This is a genomic window from Phycisphaerales bacterium, from assembly GCA_016716475.1.
Taxonomy (GTDB): Bacteria; Planctomycetota; Phycisphaerae; order UBA1845; family Fen-1342; genus JADJWG01.
In genome coordinates, this window is sequence record JADJWG010000004.1 from 873,278 (window position 1) to 894,413 (window position 21,136).

The window sequence follows — 21,136 nt, forward strand, 5'->3', positions numbered from 1 at the left end:
CGCACCCCGCCTAGGCCCGGTACAGCGCCGGCCACAACTCGCCCGCGAATGCAGCGCCGTGCTGCTGCCCCTGTTTGCGCATCAGGATCGCGTTCATATGGTTATCGTCCGGCGATCCGGCCACGTATGTCGCGTGTTCCGGCAGCAGGTGCAGCACCAGCGACCTTCGCGGTCGCGGGGTCAGGTTGGGCCCGCTGGCATGCACGGTCAGGCAGTGGTGGAATGACACCGCACCGGCCGGCAGCTCGCACGGCACCGGCTTGAACGCGTGCCCCGTTCGAGCGGCGAGTCGTGCGCGGACCGCTTCGATATCGGTGTTGAAGAAGTCGCTTTCCGGCAGCAGCCCCCAGCGGTGGCTGCCCGGCACGACCAGCATGCACCCGTTCTGCGTGGTCACATCATCGAACGCCACCCACGCGGTGATCAGGTCCGGCTGCGTGCAGCGCCAGTAACCATGATCCTGATGCCAGCCGACATTGCCGGCCTGGCTTGCGGCCGCCGCGGGGCCCTGACCCGGCTTGTAGAGCAACTGGTCGTGCCACAGGCGAACCTCGGGCGTGCCCATGAGTCGCGCTGCCATCGCTCCAATGGTCGCGTTGAGAGCGAGGTCTCGCAGGGTGAGGTTCGCCCAGTGCGCATTATCGGTCTTGCGGATGCTGGTCGGGTCGCCGGTGTCCTGCCAGCCGCCGGCCCACGGCGGTCTGCCGGTTTCGAAGCGGCCGGCATAGACATCGTCCATCGCGGCGCGTAGCCGCTCGAGCGCGCCGTCGTTGAGCACGCGCGGGGCGAGCCAGAAGCCATTTTCGTGGAAGAAGCGCACATCCGCGGCGCCGGGCAACAAGTGCTCTTGAACCATCACGGCGAGACCTCACGCAGGGGAATACCGAACAGCCGTCGCGCATTATGCCGCGGCCTCGGCGGGGGTGCCATGTGGGCGCCATACTGAACGCAAGTGTGATCCGTAGGGCGGTACCACGCCGGCGGCCGGCGCTCGATTGCAGTACGGGCATACCCACCGCCGAAAGTGTAAGATAAGGCGATAGGCCTGCTTGAGCCCCTGCGCGTCGTGCCCGCGGCGGGTAGGTGCTCTGCCCGACCGGGAGAGACCCACCGATGCCGGATGCCCAACTGTGCCGTACCTCGCGAAGTGGTGCTCTGCGTAACTTCCGGCTCTGCGTGGTTCTCCCGCTGCTCGCTGCCTGTGCCAGCGCCGACCTCCCCTTTGCCGGCGTGAATGCCGGGGCGCCGATCTGGAACGGCTCCATCCTGCTCGACGATGCGCTCGCTGCCGATATCGCCGGGGCCGGTTGTCGTGCCGTGCGCGTCAACTTCCGCATCGATGGTCACGCGACGTGGACCCCGCAGCACCTCGCCAAGTACGACGCGATCATCGCCGCCGCCCGGGCGCGCAACCTCCAGGTGCTCGGCATCATTGCGTATGAATCGCTGCCCGGCACGCAGGCCCAATGGAACGAGAACTACAACACGACGGGCCTGAACCCCTATGTCTACGCCTTCGCTGAGACCGCCTGGCTCCTCATCAACCGCTACAAGGACGACGTCAAGCTCTTCGAAATCTGGAACGAGCCCAACTGCTGGTCGGTTCCGCCGGGCTCGAACCCGCTCAACGCGGGTTGCTATTACATCTGGCCGCGGATCTATGCGAACATCCTCGCCGAAACCTACAAGCGCTGCCTCGCGGGTGGCGGCGCGGACTTCTTCGAGCAGCAGGGGATCGCGCTGGTCACGGGCGGGCTCTTCGCCCACGACATCGGCGGCGGTGTGAATTCGGCCATGCCGGACTACATGAACGCCGTCTATGGGCAGTCGGACATCTGGAATGCGTTCGAGTTGCACTCCGGGCGGCGCTACCCGTGGGATTACTTCGGTTACCACTTCTACATTCAACAAGGCGAAGCGCTGCTGACGTCCCGCCTCGCGGCGTACTTCCAGAACGTGCGCTTCTGGAAGAGCTGGTACGGCGACACGACGCCCATCATGGTTACCGAGTTCGGCTGGAACACGCAGGCCGTCAGTGCGGCTTTGCAGGCCGAGAACCTGACGACCACCTACGACTGGCTGCGGGCGCAGCCGGACGTGGTGGCGGCCTATTGGTACCAGTGGAACGACGGTGATGGCGGGTGGGGTCTCACGTACAGTCTCGGGAACCCGAAACTGGCGTACTATGCCTTCGCGGCCCAGTGTGGCCAGGTGAACGCTCCCGTGGCGGATTTCACCGCCACGCCCCTGGTCGGGGCAGCGCCGCTGCCGGTCGTGTTTCGGCATGAAGCTGTGGGGCTGATCGATAGCCACCTGTGGGACTTCGGCGATGGAGCCACAAGCACCGACGCTCATCCCACGTACACCTACAACGTACCGGGCAACTACGACGTCACCTTGACCGTCACCGGCCCCGGCGGCGCAGATACGCTCACCCGCCCGGCCTATGTGCGAGTAGGCAGCATTGCCGACCTGGATGGCAACGGTGCGGCCGATCTGCACGATGTGGCGAGCTTCGCACTGTGCTACAACGGCGCGGAGCCCACGATTCCCGACGGCTGCGCCTGTGAGGATGCCCCACCGCCGGCCCCGGTCGCTACGCATACGCTCGCTCCGACTCTCGCGGCACTGCCGCAGGCGATCTCTGCGAGCGATCTTCTGCATGGGCGGCTCGGCACGCGCGAGGCCGGAGGTTTTCACGCGGCTACGCCGGGCGGCGAGCAGGGCGGTTTGACAAGTTTGACGGACGGCATCGCCGGCAGCGGCGCGCAGGCGGTGCTCGCCGACTACTCCCGGCCGGCGCTGCAGGTACGCTACGACTTTGAGCCCGCCGTGGACCTGGGGGCACTCCGCGTATTCAGCGCCAACGCCGATGGCCGCGTTTTCCAGTACTACGACGTCTGGGTCGCAACGGCGGGCACGCCGGGCTGGCTACCGCTCGTGATGGGTGTCGCGACCGGCGGCTTTGGGCAGGTGAACAGCGGTCAGTTCAGCGCCGGGCTCACCGAGGTCGTGCCTGACGGTCTCGGGCCGCTCGCGACCCGGGTTGCAGCCCTGCGACTGGTCTTCTACGGTGTTTCGACCGTCGATCCCCCGGGGGTCTTCTGGGATCCGTGGGACGCCAGTGAACCCGAGGATGTCGACGGCCAGCCCCGCGCCTATGTCGCGCCCATTCTCAAGGAGGTCGATGTCTTTGCGTATGACGGTCCGCCGCTGCTGCGGAATGCGGCCGATCTGAATCGCGACGGTAGCACTGATCACGCGGATGTCGCGCTGCTGTTCGCGCACCTCACAGGCCCCCACGGCGAGTAAGCCCGAACCGAACGGGCGTGGCGTTGTGTTCGCTCTCGCCGGGTCCACCGTTTATCCTGCGGTTGGAAACGCATCTCGGCTGGAGCCCACCATGTCGCCTGCACCTCTCGTTGTTCCTCCCGGCGTGGCGCGCGTCGTACTGCTGGTTCTGCTTGGTGGCTGTGCCGGTCGCGCAACGGCACAGGCCGGTCCCGAGTCGCAACCCGCGGCCACCGAGATTCGCCTGCGCTTCAACGAGCGCATTCCCATGCGCGATGGCATTACGCTGTCGGCCACACTCTACGGTCCCGCTGACCCGGCTGCACCGCCGCGGCCGGTGATTTGCACGCTCACGCCCTACATCGCCGACAACTATCACCCCTGGGCCTTGCACTTTGCGAAGAACGGTTATGCCTTCGCCGCCGTCGACCTGCGTGGCCGCGGCAACTCCGGCGGTACGTTTGAACCGTTCGTCCACGATCCGGCCGATGGCCACGACGTGGTCGAGTGGCTCGCAGAACAGCCCTGGTGCGATGGCCGCGTCGCACTCTGGGGCTCGTCCTACATGGGCTTCAACCAGTGGGCCACGCTGCGGGCGGCGCCACGCCACCTTGCCACGATCCTGCCCGTGGCCGCAGCTTATCCCGGCATCGATTTTCCCATCTTCAAGAACATCTCGTCACCTTACAACATCCGCTGGCTCACGATGACGAGTGGCGTGACGATGAACAACGACATCAGCGGCGATGCGGAGCACTACTGGATCTCCCGCCTCACCGCCTTCTACCGCGCACACCGCCCGTTCCGCGAACTGGACAGCTTCATCGGCAACCCGTCCGTGAATTTCCAGCGCTGGGTCGCGCATCCGACTACGGGGCCCTACTGGGACGCCACCGTCCCCGCTGCCGATCACTTCGCTGCGATCGATCTGCCGATCCTCACCATCACCGGTCACTACGACGCCGATCAATGGGGGGCGCTCGAGTTCTACCGCCGCCACATGGCGCACGGCCCGCCCGCGGCGACCGCCCGCCACTACCTCATCATCGGGCCTTGGGACCATGGTGGCTGTGTCAACCCGCGGGCGGAGTTCAAGGGGCTCGCCTTTGGGGCGGCCGCGGTGATCGACATGCGCGCCCTGCAATTGGCGTGGTACGACTGGACGCTGCGTGACGGTCCGCGCCCGGAGCTGCTGAGTCACCGCGTCGCCTACTATGTCCCGGGTTCCGGTGCGGAGTGCTGGCGCCACGCGGACTCGCTGGCCCACGTCACCGCGGGGATGCAGCCGTGGTTTCTGCAGGCCGCGCCCGCGCCGCGACACGAGCTCTTCCGGTCCGGCACACTGAGTCCCGCGCCACCCCCGGGCGACGCTGCGCCATCCGAGTACACCTATGACCCTCTCGACATTACGCCCGCTGAGTTTGAGCAGACGCCACGACCCAACACGATCACGGATCAGTCGGTGGTCTACACACTCGGCGGTCGCGGCGTCATCTTTCACACGCCACCCCTTGACGCGCCGCTGGAATTGGCCGGCGTCCCGCGGCTGACCGTCTGGATCGAACTCGATGTCCCCGACACGGACTTCGTCGCTACTCTCTCCGAGTTACTGCCCGATGGCACGAGCGTCATGCTCAGTAGCGACTCGCTGCGGGCCCGCTATCGGGACTCGCCCACGGCCGAGGAACTCGTCCAACCCGGGCGCGTCGAACGCTACACCTTCGACCAGTTCAATTTCTTCGCCCGGCGGGTGCAGCGTGGCAGCCGCTTGCGACTGGTCCTGCACGCGCCGAACTCGATCTTCGCCCAAAAGAACTACAACTCCGGCGGGGTGGTGGCCGACGAGACCGCCGCCGATGCCCGGACAGCCCGCGTGCGGGTTTACCACGACTCCCGGTACCCGAGTGTGCTCGAATTGCCATTGGGGCACGCCGCGGACTCCATCGCCGCCCGCGCGAACAGCGAACAACCTTTGCCGTAACGTGCTCTGCCGTTGTATCGGCCCGCCCGAACTCGGATGATTCATGGAAGGCAGTGTTCGAGCGGGGTGCCGCGTAGACCGCTGGAGGTCCGCATGCAGCACCCCGCACAGTCCGATCTGCTGGCCGGCCGCCCGGCTGCTTTCGAGTCTGGCGATGTGGACCCCGCCCACGGTGTGGCGGCATTCGAATTCGACGCCGACACGTGCCTCACACTGCGGCCGGTCCGCCCCGTGCTCGGCTTCTAGCACGGCTATGCCGCCTCGGGGCCCGCGAAGCACCTGCCGGCTCTCACCAATGGAAGTGCTGCTGATGGTGGTGTACTGCGTGACTTCGCGCGCGCCGCGGCTGCACGTCGCTATGACTTCAACCGGCCTACCGACCTGCGCGAGCTTGCGGTCTTCGTCACCAATCCGGCGCGCGACGGACGCGTCTTTCAATACTACGACGTGTCTGTCCGTATGGCGGCCGCGATGGACTTGACCCCACTGATTCTTGGTGTTCGTGTCGGCCGCCAAGGGCAAAGAATCCCGGCCTGTACAGTGCCTGTCGGACACGCGTGTATGCGCCCGAGGTCGGTGTGCGGGCCGAGAACGTAACCGAGATTTGGTTCGTGTTCGATGCGACGCACGTCGGCGATGCGTTCTGCGCCTTTGATCGCACACCGCGCGACGGTGCTGTGGATCTGCACGATTTTGCAGCAGCACAGCGGGCGGCCGGCCCGGATATGCCGTCGAGCCGACGGCGCTGGGCGCCTTCGGCACTATGGGCACTGGCTGACGCACGCAGCCGGCGGATTCTTGAGCAGCGCAATGAACGGCGAGATGTCCGCGAAGCTCACCACGCCGTCGCCATTCGCATCGCTGTTCAGGTAGGGTCCGTAACCCGCGTCCAGGTCACAAGTCCAGTTGGCATCACTCCCGGCCTTGAGCGCCGCAATGAACGGCGAGATATCGGCGAAATCCACAACCGTATCGCCGTTTGCATCGCCGGGACAAGCGGCCGGTGGTGTTGGGACTGGAATCCACGCTACGTGGCGAAACGTCCAGCTCGCGCTCGCCACCACGACCTCATAGACACCGGTCGTCGGATCGAGCACTCCGACCGTGCCGCCGCTGGCGCCGGCGGTCGTACCGGCCGCGCAGTACAGGATGCGGCCGTTGCCAAGTTCCCAGACCCCCCGCACACCGAGGTTGCCGACATCGTAGAAGTTGAGCTGGGTCCCGGTGGCATCGAACTCGTAGATTCCGCGCACCGCACTGAAGCCCGCGACGTAGAGATTTCCGTTGCCCCGGGCGTAGACCTGCTGCGGAAAGCGTAGGGCGCTGGTGGCTGCGTTGTGAAACGGCGGGAGCGGGGCTCCGGCGAGTGTGAAACGTTCCAGGTTATGGTCATTTGAATCCGGCACGAGCACATCATGCTCGCGAAAGAGAACATAGTAGGGGCTCGCGATGATTCCGCTTGCGAACGTGCTCTGCCCCGTGCCGTCGAGCTCGAAGCGCTGCACAGTTCCGCTGTGGGGGCCGGCCGCCACGGTCACGTAGAGCTGCCCGTCGTGCAGCGCGATGCCGCGGAGGTTCTGAATTCCATGGTTCGGCTGGTCGACGATGCGGCCCAGGTACGTGCCATCATAGGCATACTCGAAAACCGCATTCGCAGTCTGGTCACTGATAAGGATCGTGCCACGCCCGCTGTCGATCGGCGTGTGCGGCGTTCGCAGGTTCTCGGTGTCCACGATGAACGCGTCGTCGACGAGTGCCCCATCGAAGGGATCGAACGCCCACACCGCGCGCAGGGCCGAGTTGGGGATCACCAGCAGTCCTTCGCCCCCCGCTGTCCCCACCCACGCGCACGCTAGTGCGATTACCAATCCGAGTCGTCCCGCCTTCATTGCATACCTCCTCGTATGGCCTCGCCAGCAACAGTTCCGATGGACGTCCGCGTGGCCTGACCGGGATCATCGAGGTATGCATTGTACCGAAGAAGATCGACTCGATGGGCCTGCACCGCGCACCATCATCAATTGTCTTGACCCTGCAACAACCAGGTAGCTATAGTGGAACTGGAGGATGGGTGATTGGGCGCCGGGTGGGCACCATGCACTATTCTCACATCGTGTCTAAGGATGCCGTGGCAGACCGATAATACAGAAAATCGTGGCGGCGTATCGCTGACGGGCGGTATCCATAGTGCGACTGCCAATGATGGAGGCACTCATGGCAAGACGAGCGCGTAATGGTGCGGGTGGTAGCGCATTACTGCTTGTGATGATGGCGGGCGTTTCCACCGCCTGGGCGAACCCGATCGACGCCGTATGGAACGGTGGCAGCGGATCGTGGAACACGGCGGCGAACTGGTCCGGTATCGTCGTTCCCAACAACGCCGGCGGAAACGTCTTCCGTGCAATCATCGACTCCACGAACCCGGTGGCATCGGTCGTCACGCTGAACACCAACGTGACCATCGGGGGGCTCGTGATCGACGCGGGGGATGAGGTCATCATCGATAATGCCCGAATCCTGACCATCGCCGGTGGCCCGATCGAGAATGCCGGTACATTGCGAATCGGGTCGGCGGGCGGTAACACGTACCTGCTCCTGAGCACCGGTCCGGTTGAGCTGACCGGCGGCGGCGACGTGCAGCTTTCGAACACGAACGCAAACTGGATCTACCGCGGCGACTTCGCCGGAAGTCTCGTCAACGTGGACAACACGATCCGCGGCTCCGGCAACTTCGGCTGGAGCGGTGCTCCGATGCCCATCGAGAACCAGGCCCTGGTCGTGGCGGACCAGAGCACCGCGCTGACCGTCGCGTCCGGAACTGCCATTTTCCGCAACCTGGGGACGCTGCGAGCTGAGAACGGCGCCACCCTGCAACTCACCGGTAACATCGACAACGAAGACGGCCTGATCGAGGCCCTGGATGGCTCGCGTGTCCTGCTGACGAATGTGACGGTCAACGCCGGTACGCTTGACAGCGCCGGGTCCGGCGCTGTCGAGGCCGGGTTTGGCGGTACGCTGGACGGTAGTGCCCATCCGATTCACATCCAGGGTGAAGTGCGCATCCCCAACGGCCAGATTCTTAGCGCGCGGGGCGAACTACACAACACCGGTGTGATCACGCTGAACTCGGCTGGCGGCAACACTTACCTCTTGCCCACAGGAGGCCCGCTGACACTGACTGGTGGTGGTGAAGTGCGCTTCTCGAACTTGCCCTCCAACTGGATTTACCGCGGTGATGCCGATGGCAGTCTTGTCAACGTGGACAATACGATCCGCGGTTCAGGTAACCTCGGCTGGAGCGGAGGTCCGATGCCCATCGAGAACCAGGCCCTGGTCGTGGCCGACCAGAGCGCCGCGCTGACCGTCGCGTCCGGAACCGCCACCTTCCGCAACCTGGGAACGCTGCGTGCCGAGAACGGCGCCACCCTGCAACTCAGCGGTAACATCGACAACGAAGACGGCCTGATCGAGGCGCTGGACGACTCGCGCGTCCTGCTGACCAGCGTGACGGTCAGCGCCGGTACGCTGGACAGCGCCGGGTCCGGCGCTGTCGAGGCCGGGTCTGGCAGCACGCTGGACGGTACGGCGCATCCGATTCACATCCTGGGTGAAGTGCGCATCCCCAACAGCCAGATTCTTCGCGCGCGGGGCGAACTGCACAACACCGGTGTGATCACGCTGAACTCGTCCGGCGGCAGTACCTACCTCTGGCCCACGGGCGGCCCGTTGACGCTGACTGGCGGGGGTGAAGTGCGACTCTCGAACTCGGCCACCAACTGGATTTACCGCGGTGATGACAACGGGAGTCTCGTTAACGTGGACAACACGATCCGCGGCGCGGGCAATCTCGGCTGGAGCGGTGCTCCCACGCCGCTTCTGAACCACGGAGCGGTAATCGCCGATCAGTCCACCGCCCTCCGCATCAACGCACATCCGACCGAGGGTTTCGTATCCACCGGCCACCTCGAGGCGAGCGGCAGCGGCGGGATCATCGTCGACGGCTCCGGACCCTGCACGACGTCCGGCACCGTCCATGTCGCCGCCGGCAGTTCGCTCGCTCGAACGGGTGTCTTTACTCAGACGGCGGGCCAGACCACCGTCCTCGGTTCGTTCACGGCGACGCAGGGGATCAGTCTGGAGGGTGGCATCCTCCGCGGGACGGGGACTGTCGGTACACTGAGCAACTCGGGCGGCACCGTGACACCCGGACTCTCGCTGGGAACTCTCGCCATCACCGGCAACTACACGCAGTCCGGCTCCGGGTTGTTCGAAGTCGAAGTGCAAGGCCTCGACACTGGCGAGGCCGATCGGCTCGCCGCAACCGGCACCCTGTCGCTCGGCGGCACGTTGAAGGTCATCGCCCAGGGCGAGTACACCCCCGCGATCGGCGACATGTTCACGATCGCGACGTCTTCCGGCATCTCCGGCCACTTCACCGACTACATCGCCGAGGGCTTCCCGAGCGGCGTGACCATCACGATGTACCGCGACGGGACGACGCTGCGGGTGGCGGTGGTGCGGCCGGGCGACATCAACTGCGACGGCGTGGTCAATTTTGCGGACATTTCGCCCTTCATTGCGGCCATCAAGGCCGGGAGTCTCGAGGCCTGGACCGAGCCGTGCCCCTGGCTCAACGCGGACGCGAACCGCGACGGGACCGTGAACTTCGCCGACATCAGCCCGTTCATCGCGCTGATCAAGGCCGGCGCCGGCGGGTAGCGCGGTGGCGGTGTCGTGGGTGCGGTTCTGAAATTCGCTCCCGATTTGAATGGACGGCGGGCCACCATGGGGTACTCTTATCGCAGGCGGGGCGCAGCCGTACGTAGGGACGGAGCGCTACCGCCGGCGGTGGAGGTGTCCCATGTTTGCGACGCTCTCCGAGACCCTGCTGGCCGATAGTGCCGGCGCTGCCGGGATTCTACTGGGTCTGTATTGGTTCGGCCTGATTGTCGGTGGCGGGCTGTTACTGCTCTCCGTCTTCAGCGGCGGTGACCACGACCTGGGCGTCGATAGCGATGTCGCGGTCGGTGATTTCGACATTTCACATACCCACGGCCTTTCTCACACGGTCGCGGCACTGAGCACCTGGTTCTCACTCAACTTCGTGGTGTTCTCCGCGGCGCTGTTCGGAGCGTTCGGGCTCGTTTTGTCCTACTTGAGCACGCTCAGTCCTTGGCTGGCATTCGGTGTGGCTCTTGGTGGGGGGCTGCTTCTTGGCCAGGGGGCTCACCAACTCATGCGGCTGGTCCGCCGAACTTCGGGCGACAGCGCTACCCAGCCGCAGGACTATGTCCACAAGCTGGCGCGCGTGACCATCGCCATCGCGCCCCACGGTAAGGGCGAGGTGGCGCTCCAGGTTCGCGGTGGAGAACGCTACGTCCCCGCCCTCAGCGATGCCGGTAATGGCTTTGCTGCCGGAGATGAGGTTGTCGTCGTCGGCTACCGTGCCGGCATTGCCTACGTCGTGTCCAGGACTGAGTACCGAGACCGCGTCCAAGCCGGGTGACCGGCAGGGAGGAGCCCCATGGAACCGCTGATTGCGATTGGGTTCATCACGCTCGCCGTGGCGGTGATTGCGCTGGTCATCATTGCCAAGCTCATCGTCGTCGGCAATCCCGATGAGTTGCTGGTCATCAGCGGCAGCCGCGGGCGTGAGGACCTCGGTTATCGCACGCTCATCGGCGGTCGCACGCTGGTCATCCCGGTCATCAACCGCGTCAGCCGCCTGAGTCTGCGCAACATGCAGGTCGCCATCGAGGTCAAGGCGCAGAGCGGCGGTGGACGCATGGTGCCGGTGATCGTGACCGGAGTAGCCAATGTGAAGATCTCGTCGTCCCCGGCCGAGCGCGCCGCGGCCATCGAGCGTTTCCTCGGCCAGCACACCGAGCAGCTCCAGCGTGTCGCCCGTGAGACCCTTGAGGGCGGTCTGCGGGCCGTGATCGGTAAGATGACGCCGGAGGAGATCGTCGAAGATCGCGACAAGTTCGTCGCCACCGTCATGGCCGAGGTGCATGACGACTATCGCAAGCTGGGTCTCCAGATTGATAGCGTCAACATCCAGAACGTGCATGATGAGGAGGAGTACCTCGTCTCCATTTCACGCAAGGCCCGCGCGCAGGTCCTTGCCGATGCCCGCATGGCCGAAGCGCTGCGCGCTGCCGAGGCGGTCCAGACCGAAGCGGAAGCCAATGCCGCCGCCCGCAAGGCGAAGGCGGATCGCGATGCCGAGGCCCGGCTGGTCGAAGCCCAGTCGCGGCAGCGGGCCGAGCAGGCCCGTCTCGCCGCGGAGAAAGCCGTGGCCGAAGCGGAGAACGACCTGCGTATGCGCAAGGCCGAGCTCTCGCGTGACGCGGCCCACAAGGAAGCGGAGCAGCAGAAGGCCGAAGCCGAGGCCGAGCGCGCCCGCCTTGACGCGACGGAGGTAGCCCGGGCACTGGCGGCCCGCGACGTGGCCCAGGCCAAGGCCCAGGGTGACGCCGCCAAGACGGCCGAAGAGGGCAAGGCCCGCGCAGCCGCGATTGAGCAGATCGGCCTTGCCATCCAGAAACACCCCGACGCGTTGAAGGTCATGCTGGTCGAGATGATGCCGGCCATCGTCCAGGAAATGGCGAAGTCCGTGCAGAACATCGACCTCGGTAACGTGACGGTGATTGACGGCGGCAATGGGCAGGGTGTGGCCGGTGCGGCCCTGAGCCGAGCCCGGGTGCTGTCGGAGTCGCTGGCGACGATCGAGTCGGTGCTGGGTGTGGACTTGCGGCAGGTGTCACAAGGCATCGCACGGAACATTGCCGGTGAACCTTCTCATGCGCCGCAGCCGCGGGCGTAGTGGTACAACCACGCCGCGTGGTCACTGTACGGAGGATACGAGTGGAAGGTCGCGGTCCGGGTGTCCGTCGGCCGCTATTCGGCGTGCAGAAACCCCAGGTGCAGTTCCGCGTGCCGGAGGTTCAATGCGATGCGCTCCGCACGGCCCAACCGACCGAACACCGGGCTGTGAAATTACACCGGTTCGCTTTGAAGCCGAGCGACCGCTGCGCGCAGTCGCTGCATCCCTTCCTCTGTCTCGAGCGCCTCGATGCCGTATGTTCCACCCGGCGTCCGCGGAATCCGAAGGCCGCTTTCCATCCCGTCACGCAGGTAGCGCTTGACCTTGAAACGCATGACGAACCGCACGAACCACGGTACGCGCAGCGGATAGCCCTCATAGGAGTAGTCGATCCAGGTCGCTAGATGTCCAAGTGTCTGCCCGAATGTCCAGTTGCCCGACCGCCGCAGACGACCCGCCCGCTCGGCCGTGTTGAGCCGCTCGATCTCAGCGAGCAGTTCGTCCAGAGTCTCAAACCGCAGTCGGCGCCTTACGGCCGTTTTGGTGTTCACGGTCGTCATGGTTCCGTGCTCCAGCAAGCATGCTTGCGTTGGGCATCCGGTCCTGCATCTCGGCTTGGGGTTTCCGCGGGGTGCCGACTGCCACTGGGTACGCCTGCGGCGCGCCCGGCGTCACAGCCGGCACGGCCGCTCGACTATCCGCCGTATGCCAACTGCAGGCCGCGCAGGGCCACCAGGTCGACCGCGCCTTCCCCGTTGTCGAACACGTCGCACAGGCAATCCGCGTAGGCCACCCCGGGACCCAGCATGCAGACGAGGAAGGCCCGTGCATCGAGGAACTCGACGAACCCATTGTTGTCGTAGTCATACGGCGTGGGTGGCTCCGTGGGGCCCCCCGGGGTGATGCGGTAGACTTCACCCGTGTTCGCGAGATTGCCCTGTTTGACGATGTACAGCTCCCCGCGCGCATCCTCACCGAATGACACGATCGAGTCGATGCTCAGACCACCGCCGGGTGCGAGTTCGGCCGTGCGGTCCTGTGCGACGGGGATGAACGCCCCGGCGTAGCGGAACGACCAGACCTGCCGGCTGCAAAAGTCGCCGAAGAAGTACGTACCGCGGAGGTCCGGAATGGCGCAACCGCGGTAGACGTAGCCACCCGTGATGGCGCAGCGGAAAGGATTGCCGCCGCGGGCGTACTCGTGGATCGGCTCGGTGAAGGGCGTCTGTGAGCAGTCCCCGGAAGTGTTGAAGTTGTGCGCGCCTTCACGGCAGCGCCAGCCATAATTCTCGCCCCCCGGGCTCTCGGCCGGCTGAAAGTTCACTTCCTCCCAGGACGCCTGGCCGACGTCGGCGATGTAGAGATCACCGGTGAGGCGGTCAAAACTGGGTCGCCAGGGGTTGCGCAGGCCGAACGACCAGATTTCGTGATCGCCGGTCAGGCCCACGAAGGGATTGGTCGCAGGGATGGCGTAGTTGCGGTTTGGATCGGCAGGAAAATCGTCGCCGTCGACGTCGATGCGCAACATCTTGCCGAGCAGGTTGTTGGTGATGTCCTGCGAGTTGCCGACTCCCGGTGTATGGCCGGCGTCCGTGTCACCGCTGCCACCGCCGTCGCCGGTTGCGATGTAGAGGTAGCCGTCGTGGGGGCCGAAGTCGAGCCAACCGCCGTTGTGGTTGGCCTGCGGCTGGGCAATGGTCAGAAGCAGGGTGGCGCTGCCGGGGTCGGCGATGTTGGGATTCGCAGAGACGGTGTAGCGGGCGACGACGGTGCTGCCGGCGTTGTTGGTGTAGTTGACGTAGAACCAGCCGTTGCCGGCATAGTTCGGGTGAAAAGCGAGGCCGAGCAGGCCCTGCTCGCTGTTGTTCGTTGTACCCCCGCCGACGAGAGGATCGATGTTGAGGAAGGGCGTGCCGAGGAGCACGCCGCTGCCAAGATCCAGGATCTTGATGACGCCGGCCTTCTCGACGATGAAGAGGCGATTGTCATCGCCCGGCGGGGCCGTCACATAGATCGGTCGGTTGAGGCCGGTTGCCACGCGCACCGTGGTAAGGGGCGTGGCGGCGTGAACGATGGACGTGGCCAGCAGCGCACCACAAAGAGCAATCAACAGTGTCGTAGGACTGGGCTTCATCTCACGCTCCAATGGGATAGGTATGGTTGCAGGGCGCGTCGTGCCGCGCAGACTGCACACGCTTCCGGCTTCGGCCGGGGAATTGTAGGCCGGTCCGGTGCGCTGTGCCGGTTCACCGCAGCGAAAGTCACACGCGCAATTTCTTCGCCGCGCGGAGCGTGCCTGGCGGGCCCGGTGCAGCGCTCCCGGTTGACGGTCCCGGCGTCGTCGGGTACTTCCTTCCGATGGAGTTCCGCTGAAGTTCCCGCTGACCGCAAGCAGGCGATCCCACGTGCCCCCTTCCGCCGAAAACACGACCGCGCCAGACACGGTGTCGCGCCCATCGCCGGCCCTGCCCATCATCCTCTTGCTCGTGGCTGCGTATGCCGCCGCAATCTATCTGCCCTTTCTCGGCACCGGCCGGATGCTGACTTCGCACGAGGGGATGGTCGCGCACCCGGCGCTGAGGATTCTGTCGGACGGGGTGTGGATCGTGCCGCCGTACGCGGCCGGTCACTGGCTGGACAAGCAGCCACTGGTCAACTGGCTCGCGGCAGTTTGTTTTGCTGTGGCCGGCGGTTTCAGTGAGTTTGCCGCGCGGTTGCCGGCGGCGCTGAGTGCCATCTTGCTGTGCCTGCTGGTGACGGTGGTGGCTGCACGGTTCGAAACGCGGCGGGCGGCGCTGCTGGCGGGGCTGGCGCAGGCCTCGATGGTGTACCTGTACATGCAGGGGCGGCTCGGCGAAGTCGATACCACTTTCGCGCTGCTGGTCACGGCGGCGCATTTCGTACTGCTGTGGCACTGGGGGAAGGGCACGTGGCACCTGCCGTGGAAGGCCGCGGTGCTGTTTCACGTTGTGCTCGCGTTAGCCGTTCTGACGAAGGGCTTTCTCGCGGTCGTCCTGGTGGGGCTCACCATTCTCGCACTGTGCTGGCTTGCCCAGACGTGGCAGCCGCTGCGCGTTGTCGTGGTGACACCGGCGGTGCTGCTGTTCGTGCTGATTGCGGGCGGCTGGCACCTGGCGGCCTACCTGGCGGTGGGCCAGGAAGCGCTCGACCAGTGGCGGTACAACTCGGTGCTGCGATTTTTCGGGCTTCATCACCTGCAGCCGAAGACCTTCTTCCTGTATTTGTACACCGTTCCTTGGATGGTGCTGCCGTGCGGAGCCGCACTGGTGATCGCCGCGCCGCGTCTGCGGCGCGCCGCCCGCGCGCCGGATGGGTACGTGGACCGCTTTGTCTGGGCCGCCTTCTTCGCCGGCATGCTGTTCCTGATGCTCTCGTTTCACAAGGCCAAGCACTACGTGGTGCCGGTGTTGCCGGTGCTGACCCTCCTGATTGGGCGCGTGCTCGATTGGCACGTCGAGATCAAGGGGCGCGCCGCGCAGGTGTTCTACGCCAGCGTGTTCTCGGTCGCCCTGCTCGCGTTCGGACTCGTCAGTGGCGTGGTGATGCCGGCACGTGATCACCGCCGCCCCACGGTGGAGTTTGCGCAGCGCGTGACGGGTGATTTGCCGGCCGACGCAGTGCTGCTCGTGACGGGGTTGGGGCAGCACGCGGTCTATCCGTACCTTGCGCATCCACGGATCGTCTACGCGGATGAGCCCGAAGCCATTCGGCGCCTCATTGCCGAACGGGGCGGCGCACCGCTTTGGGCGTTGACGGTGCAGAAGCGCATGCCGGATGCCGAGAAGCTCGGGCTGCAATTCGAGGAGTTGGCGCGGGAGGAGCCCCGGCGCAAACTCAACCCGGGCGACGAGCTGGTGTTCGGGCGATTGCTCGGGTTCGTCGCGTCGGGCCACCGCAGCCAGCCGACGACGGCGAAAGACGATGCCGCCTCACCGTAGCGGAGTGCGCAGCGCTTCTCGGCCGGTTGTCCGCTTGGCGCCACGTTCGGATCGCTGCACTCGAAGTTGAGGGCGCTGCGTGCCAGGGCCGCCAGCACAGGGAGGGGCGCGGCCGTTCCACTCTTTCTCCCGAATTGGAAGTGCAACAGGCCGGGCTTCGGCTATCCTTAGGGCGGAGAGGGCGTGTCCATGTTGCGGCTCTTCGCGTTTCCAACCATCTTCGTCGTCCTGTTCACGCTCGGTCTGCTGCTGATCGTGGTGGGCCTGATGTTGGGACGTGGTCGGTGCGTTCGCCGGCCGATGTTGCCGGTAGCGCCGCGGCCCGCGGAGCGCGTCTGTCCGGCATGCAGGCATGTGAACGTGGAAGCGGCGCGGTTTTGCGGCCACTGTGGGCATGGCCTTGTGGTGGATGATTCCTCGACTGACTCACGAAAAGGAGATTGAATATGGCGTCCCCTCCTTCCTACGACGACCGCCCGCCACGGCGTCCGCAGGTGCATCAGCCGCCGCCGTTCCGGATCAGTCCCCTCTGGCTGGGGGTCCTGGTGCTGCCGATTCTCGCGGTGCTGGGTGTAAGCTACTGGTGGTTTGGCATGCGCATCGAAGTGCCGCCGAATCATGTCCTGGTGCTTACCCGCAACATCGGCGAGAACATCGAGACGAGAATCGAGTCCGCCGAGGGCGAGGGCCCGCAGGGCGCTGCCTCGTTCGTTGGCGGACCGACCACCCAGCTCGTGCTGTACCCGGGGCTGCTCGCGGCGCTTGGCGAGGCGCCGGGTTCGGCGCGGTTCAAGGGTGTGCAATACGAGGTGCTGGAGGAAGGGCGCCACTTCCGCGATCCGTTTCTTTGGCGGCGCGAGATTCGACCGGCCGTCATCATCGAACAGGGTGAAGTCGGCGTGAAAGTGCGGCGCTACGGGCGTCCGCTGCCGGTGGGCAAGGTTGTGGCGACCGAGCCGGATGAGCGTGGGCCACTGGCCGAGGTTCTCATGCCGGGCCGCTACAATCTGAACCCATACGCGTACCAAATCGTGCGCGTAGCCCCGATCACGGTACCACTCGGTTACGTGGGCGTGCAGACGCTCTACCACGGCGCCGACCCGGTGTCGCCGAACCAGTTCGTGGTGAACACCGGAGAGCGCGGCGTCCAACCGGATGTGCTCCCGCCCGGTCTGTATTACAACAATCCTTACGTCCGCCGGATCGATCTGGTCGATGTGCGCAGTCACACGCTGGACCTGCGCGGTAACGACGCGATCCGTTTTCCATCGTCGGACAGCTTCGACATCATCATCGAGACGACCGTCGAATATGCCATCAGCCAGGACCGCGCGGCCTACGTGACTGTCGCGATCGGTACACACGAGGACATCGAGGAGAAGCTGATCCTACCGCATGCCCGCTCGCTCTCGCGCATCGAGGGCTCCAAGCTGCTGGCCAAGCAGTTCATCTCGGGTGAGTCGCGGCTGGTCTTCCAGGACGCTTTCTTCGAGGGTTTGCGCGACCAGTGCAACAAGCAGGGGATTGAGATTCGTGCCACGCTGATCCGGCGCATCGAGCCCCCGGCGGAAATCGCCAACCCCATCAGTGACCGGCAGATCGCCGAACAACAGATCGCCCAGTACGGCAAGGAGATCGAGGCGGCCGAATCGCAGGCCCGGTTGGTCGAGCAGACGGAGCTCCAGAAGCAGAACCAGGCGCTCGGTGCGGCCAATCGCGATGTCGTTACGATGATCGTCGATGCGCAGCAGCGCAAAGCCGTTGCCCTGACCGAGGCCAACAAGCGGCTCGAGGTGGCGCGCCTGCGGCTCGCGGCGGCGGAGGAACAGGCCACCGCGACGCTCGCACGCGGCCGCGCTGCGGCGGAAATTGTGCTGCTGCAATACCAGGCCGAGGCGGAACCGCTGCGCTCGGCGGTCGCGGCTTTCGGGGGTGGCCATACGTACGCGCAGTATTTCTTCTACGAGAAGTTGGCGCCAGCTCTCAAGTCGGTCCTGGCCAGTACGGACGGTCCGTTTGCCGATGTGTTCCGGGCCTTGGGGGATGTTTCTCCCGGGGCGACGCCGGTCCCGCGGCTCGAGCCCGCGGCCGCAGTGATGACGGGAGGTGCTGAATGATGCGCATCCTCAGCAGTGTGCTCGGGGCGGTGATCGTGGTGTCTGCGCTGCTGCTCGCCTTCCTGTGGTCACAGTGCCACGTCTACGTGGGACCGGACCAGGCCCTCGTATTGACCCGCAAGAGCGGTGCTCCGCTACCCCCGGGGCAGTTGATCGCTGAACGGGGGGAACGCGGGATTCAACGCGAGGTGCGTGGGCCGGGAAGGCACTTCTTCCTGCCGTGGAACTGGGAGTGGGAGCACGTGCCGGTGATTCACATTCCGGCCGGCACCCCGGCGACCTGGCGTGAGGTCTGGCACCGCGGGACGCCCGATCACGGCGTGCCGCAGATGACGGGGGAGTGGCCGCAGGTCGGGATCGTGACCACGCTGGTCGGCAAACAGTGGGATGAACCATCGGAAGTCGTGGCCCCCGGCTACCGCGGGATTCAGCGCCGGGTGTTGACACCGGGCACGTACCGTCTCAACCCGTACGTGTACGAGGTGGAGACGGTCCCGGCCGTGGTGGTCCCCCTGGGCTGCGTGGGAGTGGTGACGTCGCAACTCGGCGAGATGCCCGGCAGCGAGGAGATCGAGGAGGTTGTGATCGGTCCGGACGGCGAACAGTTGCGCAAGGAACGGCGGTTTGTGCAGCGGCTCGCGCAGGAGGGACAGCGTGGTGTTCTCGAGTACGTCTTGCAGCCCGGCATCTATTACCTCAACCCGCGGGTCTACAAAGTCGACATCGTGCAGATCGGATACAACCAGATCACACAGTTGCGCACCGAGGACACGACCACCAACATCGACTTCCCTTCAGAGGACGGTTTCACGATCGGAGTCGAGGTGACCGTCGTCTGGGGTCGCCAGCCGAAGTACACGCCCGGCATGATCAGCCGGCTTGGTGACGTCGAGCGGATCCGCGAGATCATTCTCGGCCAGATGCGCAGCATCTGCCGCAGCGTGGGATCGCGCTACAAGAGCACCGACTTCATCCAGGGTATCAAGCGCGAGCAGTACCAGCAGACTGTGACCGAAACACTGCAGCAGGTCCTGCGGGAGCGCAACATTGAGATCCTCATTGCGCTGATCCAGAACATCGAGGTGCGCGGCGGTTCGGTGCCGGGCGCAGAAGGACTCGACCTCAAGAAGACGATCCAGCGCGGCTTCATTGCCGCCGAGGAGAATCTCACCAAGCAGGCCCAGCGCGAGACGGCGTCCGTGCGAGCCGAGCTGGAAACCGCCAAGGCCGACGTCGAGGTCGCCCGCGAGCAGATCAGCGCGGAGACGCGCAAGAAGGTTGCGGAGCTGATGGCCGAAGCGCGCAAGAAGTCGGAGGAAATCGATGCGCAGCGCGATTTCGAGGTCGCCCAGATTGAGCGCCAGATCGCCGAGATCGAGGCCGAGATGGCGCTCGTGCTCGGCCGGGCCGACACGGACGTCGAGCGGCTGAAGAACCAGGCCGACGCCGACGGCAAACGGCTGATGATTCAGGCCTTCGGCGACGGTCGCGCGTACAACCTCTACCAGTTCGCGCAGAACTTCGCGCCCGAGAGCGTGCGGCTCATCTTTGCGGGTGAGGGTACGTTCTGGACCGACCTGACACGGATGCAGGATGCCGCTGCCGCGGAACTGCTGCGGGCGCGTCCCGTGCCCGAAGGCGGGCGCTAAGGCCGGAAGCGGGTGCCTGGGTGCCCATTTGCCGCGGGTGGCTGCGCTGTTGGGGTGCAGCCACCCGCGCTGCGTTCGGGCTGGCGCTACGCGTGCCGGGCCGCGGGGAACTTCTCCGCCACGCGCCGGATCGCCGTGAGCGCAAAGTCGATGTCGGCGAAATCGTGGCCGGCACTGATCTGACAGCGCAGCCGGGCTTCGCCGCGCGGCACCACGGGAAAGCCAAAGCCGCTCACGAAAACGCCCTCGTTGAGGAGCGCCTGCTGCATCTGAATAGCGGTCGGGGTTTCGCCGACGATGATCGGCACGATCGGGGTGATCCCGGGAATCGAGTGGAGTCCCAGTTCGGCGATGCCCGCACGGAAGCGCTGGGTGTTGGCGCGCAGCCGATCCAGTCGCTGGGGCTCGGCGCGCAGCACTTCGATGGCAGCCATGGCGCCGTAGCACACGGCCGGCGGCAGTGCATTGCTGAAGAGTTGCGGGCGGGATTTCTGCACGAGGTAATCGCAGATGACCTTGGAGCCGGCCACATAACCGCCGCACGATCCGCCCAGCGCCTTGCCCAGCGTGCTCGTCTGCACGGTGTTGTGATCAATGACGCCGAAGTGCTCGGCCGTGCCGCGTCCGGTGGCGCCGAGAACGCCGGTGGCGTGCGATTCATCCACCACGAGCACCGCGTCATGGGCGTTCGCGAGCTCCTTGAGGCGTGGCAGGTCGGCGACGTCGCCCTCCATGCTGAACACACCGTCGGTGATGATGACACGGTTGCGGGCTTGGGCCCCCTTGAGCATGGTCTCGAGTTCGGCGAGATCGCCGTGCTTGTAGATGAATCGCTGCGCCTTGCTCAGGCGAATGGCGTCGATGATCGAGGCGTGATTCAGGGCATCGGTAAAAATCGCATCTTCCGCCGAGGATGCCAGGGTGGGCATGAGGCCCACGTTGGCATCCCAGCAACTGATGAACGTAGTCGCGGCTTCGCAGCCGATGAAGTCGCAGATCTTGCGTTCGAGTTCGAGATGGCAGGTCATCGTCCCGCAGATGAAGCGGACCGAGGCCGTGCCCAGGCCGAACTTGTCGAGAGCTTCGTGGGCTGCGGCGACCACGCGCGGATGATCCGCGAGGCCGAGGTAATTGTTGGACGAGAGCATGACGATGTCGCGCCCGTCCATGCGCGTGCGTGGTGCTTGCGGTTTCTGGAGCTCGTTGGCCTGCTTGTACTGCCCGCTCGCGCGCAGGGCTTGCAGTTCGCTCGCGAGGGTCCGTTCGAGGGTCGTCTGCATCGGGTTCTCCGGCGCTGGGTACACGGCGCCCGT

At 65.5% G+C, this 21,136-nt stretch carries 15 protein-coding genes; 10 read left to right on the forward strand and 5 right to left on the reverse strand.

Annotated elements, in window-relative coordinates:
• Window positions 1–10 precede the first annotated feature (10 nt).
• Complete coding sequence (locus tag IPM18_17610; protein ID MBK9121399.1) at window positions 11–859, reverse strand: phytanoyl-CoA dioxygenase family protein; 849 nt, start codon at window positions 857–859, stop codon at window positions 11–13.
• A gap of 935 nt (window positions 860–1,794) precedes the next feature.
• Here IPM18_17610 and IPM18_17615 point away from each other — a divergent pair.
• The 3 genes from IPM18_17615 (at window position 1,795) to IPM18_17625 (ending at window position 5,518) form a co-directional block, all read left to right on the forward strand.
• Window positions 1,795–3,312: a PKD domain-containing protein gene (locus IPM18_17615; GenBank protein ID MBK9121400.1), complete on the forward strand. Its 1,518-nt coding sequence runs from the start codon at window positions 1,795–1,797 to the stop codon at window positions 3,310–3,312.
• Between the two features lie 91 nt (window positions 3,313–3,403).
• Window positions 3,404–5,272, forward strand: coding sequence for a CocE/NonD family hydrolase (locus IPM18_17620; GenBank protein MBK9121401.1), 1,869 nt, complete (start codon window positions 3,404–3,406; stop codon window positions 5,270–5,272).
• A 93-nt stretch (window positions 5,273–5,365) separates the two neighbouring features.
• Complete coding sequence (locus IPM18_17625) at window positions 5,366–5,518, forward strand: hypothetical protein (protein MBK9121402.1); 153 nt, start codon at window positions 5,366–5,368, stop codon at window positions 5,516–5,518.
• A 515-nt stretch (window positions 5,519–6,033) separates the two neighbouring features.
• On the opposite strand, the gene IPM18_17630 is transcribed toward IPM18_17625, so the two are convergent.
• Window positions 6,034–7,161: a hypothetical protein gene (locus tag IPM18_17630; protein ID MBK9121403.1), complete on the reverse strand. Its 1,128-nt coding sequence runs from the start codon at window positions 7,159–7,161 to the stop codon at window positions 6,034–6,036.
• A 325-nt stretch (window positions 7,162–7,486) separates the two neighbouring features.
• On the opposite strand from IPM18_17630, the gene IPM18_17635 reads away from it, so the two are divergent.
• The 3 genes from IPM18_17635 to IPM18_17645 all read left to right on the forward strand — a co-directional run bounded on the left by IPM18_17635 (window position 7,487) and on the right by IPM18_17645 (window position 12,098).
• Window positions 7,487–9,991: a hypothetical protein gene (locus tag IPM18_17635; GenBank protein MBK9121404.1), complete on the forward strand. Its 2,505-nt coding sequence runs from the start codon at window positions 7,487–7,489 to the stop codon at window positions 9,989–9,991.
• Window positions 9,992–10,133: 142 nt separating this feature from the next.
• Window positions 10,134–10,778 (forward strand): hypothetical protein, encoded by a 645-nt coding sequence (locus IPM18_17640; protein MBK9121405.1) that lies wholly within the window; start codon window positions 10,134–10,136, stop codon window positions 10,776–10,778.
• Window positions 10,779–10,796: 18 nt separating this feature from the next.
• Window positions 10,797–12,098 (forward strand): hypothetical protein, encoded by a 1,302-nt coding sequence (locus tag IPM18_17645; protein ID MBK9121406.1) that lies wholly within the window; start codon window positions 10,797–10,799, stop codon window positions 12,096–12,098.
• A 173-nt stretch (window positions 12,099–12,271) separates the two neighbouring features.
• Here the strand turns inward: IPM18_17645 and IPM18_17650 are convergent, their stop codons facing one another.
• Together IPM18_17650 and IPM18_17655 are read right to left on the reverse strand one after the other, a co-directional pair.
• Window positions 12,272–12,658, reverse strand: a complete 387-nt coding sequence (locus IPM18_17650) for a DUF1569 domain-containing protein (protein ID MBK9121407.1) — start codon at window positions 12,656–12,658, stop codon at window positions 12,272–12,274.
• 134 nt (window positions 12,659–12,792) lie between these two features.
• Window positions 12,793–14,232 carry a PQQ-dependent sugar dehydrogenase gene (locus tag IPM18_17655; GenBank protein MBK9121408.1) on the reverse strand — a complete coding sequence of 480 codons (1,440 nt, stop codon included), beginning with the start codon at window positions 14,230–14,232 and terminating at the stop codon, window positions 12,793–12,795.
• A gap of 271 nt (window positions 14,233–14,503) precedes the next feature.
• On the opposite strand from IPM18_17655, the gene IPM18_17660 reads away from it, so the two are divergent.
• From IPM18_17660 to IPM18_17675, 4 genes are all read left to right on the forward strand, one after another.
• Window positions 14,504–16,057 (forward strand): glycosyltransferase family 39 protein, encoded by a 1,554-nt coding sequence (locus IPM18_17660; protein MBK9121409.1) that lies wholly within the window; start codon window positions 14,504–14,506, stop codon window positions 16,055–16,057.
• Between the two features lie 189 nt (window positions 16,058–16,246).
• Window positions 16,247–16,501, forward strand: coding sequence for a hypothetical protein (locus IPM18_17665; GenBank protein ID MBK9121410.1), 255 nt, complete (start codon window positions 16,247–16,249; stop codon window positions 16,499–16,501).
• A gap of 2 nt (window positions 16,502–16,503) precedes the next feature.
• Window positions 16,504–18,174, forward strand: coding sequence for a hypothetical protein (locus tag IPM18_17670; GenBank protein MBK9121411.1), 1,671 nt, complete (start codon window positions 16,504–16,506; stop codon window positions 18,172–18,174).
• A complete protein-coding gene (locus tag IPM18_17675; protein ID MBK9121412.1) occupies window positions 18,171–19,823 on the forward strand; it encodes a hypothetical protein in 1,653 nt (550 codons plus the stop codon). Before IPM18_17670 ends, IPM18_17675 begins: the two co-directional genes overlap by 4 nt.
• Window positions 19,824–19,909: 86 nt before the next feature.
• Here IPM18_17675 and IPM18_17680 read toward each other — a convergent pair whose 3' ends face one another.
• Window positions 19,910–21,103: a glycine C-acetyltransferase gene (locus IPM18_17680; GenBank protein MBK9121413.1), complete on the reverse strand. Its 1,194-nt coding sequence runs from the start codon at window positions 21,101–21,103 to the stop codon at window positions 19,910–19,912.
• Window positions 21,104–21,136 lie beyond the last annotated feature (33 nt).

Bases quoted from the DNA above. Each gene is read 5' to 3' on its own strand.
- IPM18_17620 (MBK9121401.1), top strand. From the start codon at position 3,404: ATGTCGCCTGCACCTCTCGTTGTTCCTCCCGGCGTGGCGCGCGTCGTA.
- IPM18_17650 (MBK9121407.1), bottom strand. From the start codon at position 12,658: ATGACGACCGTGAACACCAAAACGGCCGTAAGGCGCCGACTGCGGTTT.
- IPM18_17675 (MBK9121412.1), top strand. From the start codon at position 18,171: ATGATGCGCATCCTCAGCAGTGTGCTCGGGGCGGTGATCGTGGTGTCT.
- IPM18_17665 (MBK9121410.1), top strand. From the start codon at position 16,247: ATGTTGCGGCTCTTCGCGTTTCCAACCATCTTCGTCGTCCTGTTCACG.
- IPM18_17670 (MBK9121411.1), top strand. From the start codon at position 16,504: ATGGCGTCCCCTCCTTCCTACGACGACCGCCCGCCACGGCGTCCGCAG.
- IPM18_17630 (MBK9121403.1), bottom strand. From the start codon at position 7,161: ATGAAGGCGGGACGACTCGGATTGGTAATCGCACTAGCGTGCGCGTGG.
- IPM18_17635 (MBK9121404.1), top strand. From the start codon at position 7,487: ATGGCAAGACGAGCGCGTAATGGTGCGGGTGGTAGCGCATTACTGCTT.
- IPM18_17655 (MBK9121408.1), bottom strand. From the start codon at position 14,232: ATGAAGCCCAGTCCTACGACACTGTTGATTGCTCTTTGTGGTGCGCTG.
- IPM18_17680 (MBK9121413.1), bottom strand. From the start codon at position 21,103: ATGCAGACGACCCTCGAACGGACCCTCGCGAGCGAACTGCAAGCCCTG.
- IPM18_17625 (MBK9121402.1), top strand. From the start codon at position 5,366: ATGCAGCACCCCGCACAGTCCGATCTGCTGGCCGGCCGCCCGGCTGCT.
- IPM18_17615 (MBK9121400.1), top strand. From the start codon at position 1,795: ATGCCGGACTACATGAACGCCGTCTATGGGCAGTCGGACATCTGGAAT.
- IPM18_17645 (MBK9121406.1), top strand. From the start codon at position 10,797: ATGGAACCGCTGATTGCGATTGGGTTCATCACGCTCGCCGTGGCGGTG.
- IPM18_17640 (MBK9121405.1), top strand. From the start codon at position 10,134: ATGTTTGCGACGCTCTCCGAGACCCTGCTGGCCGATAGTGCCGGCGCT.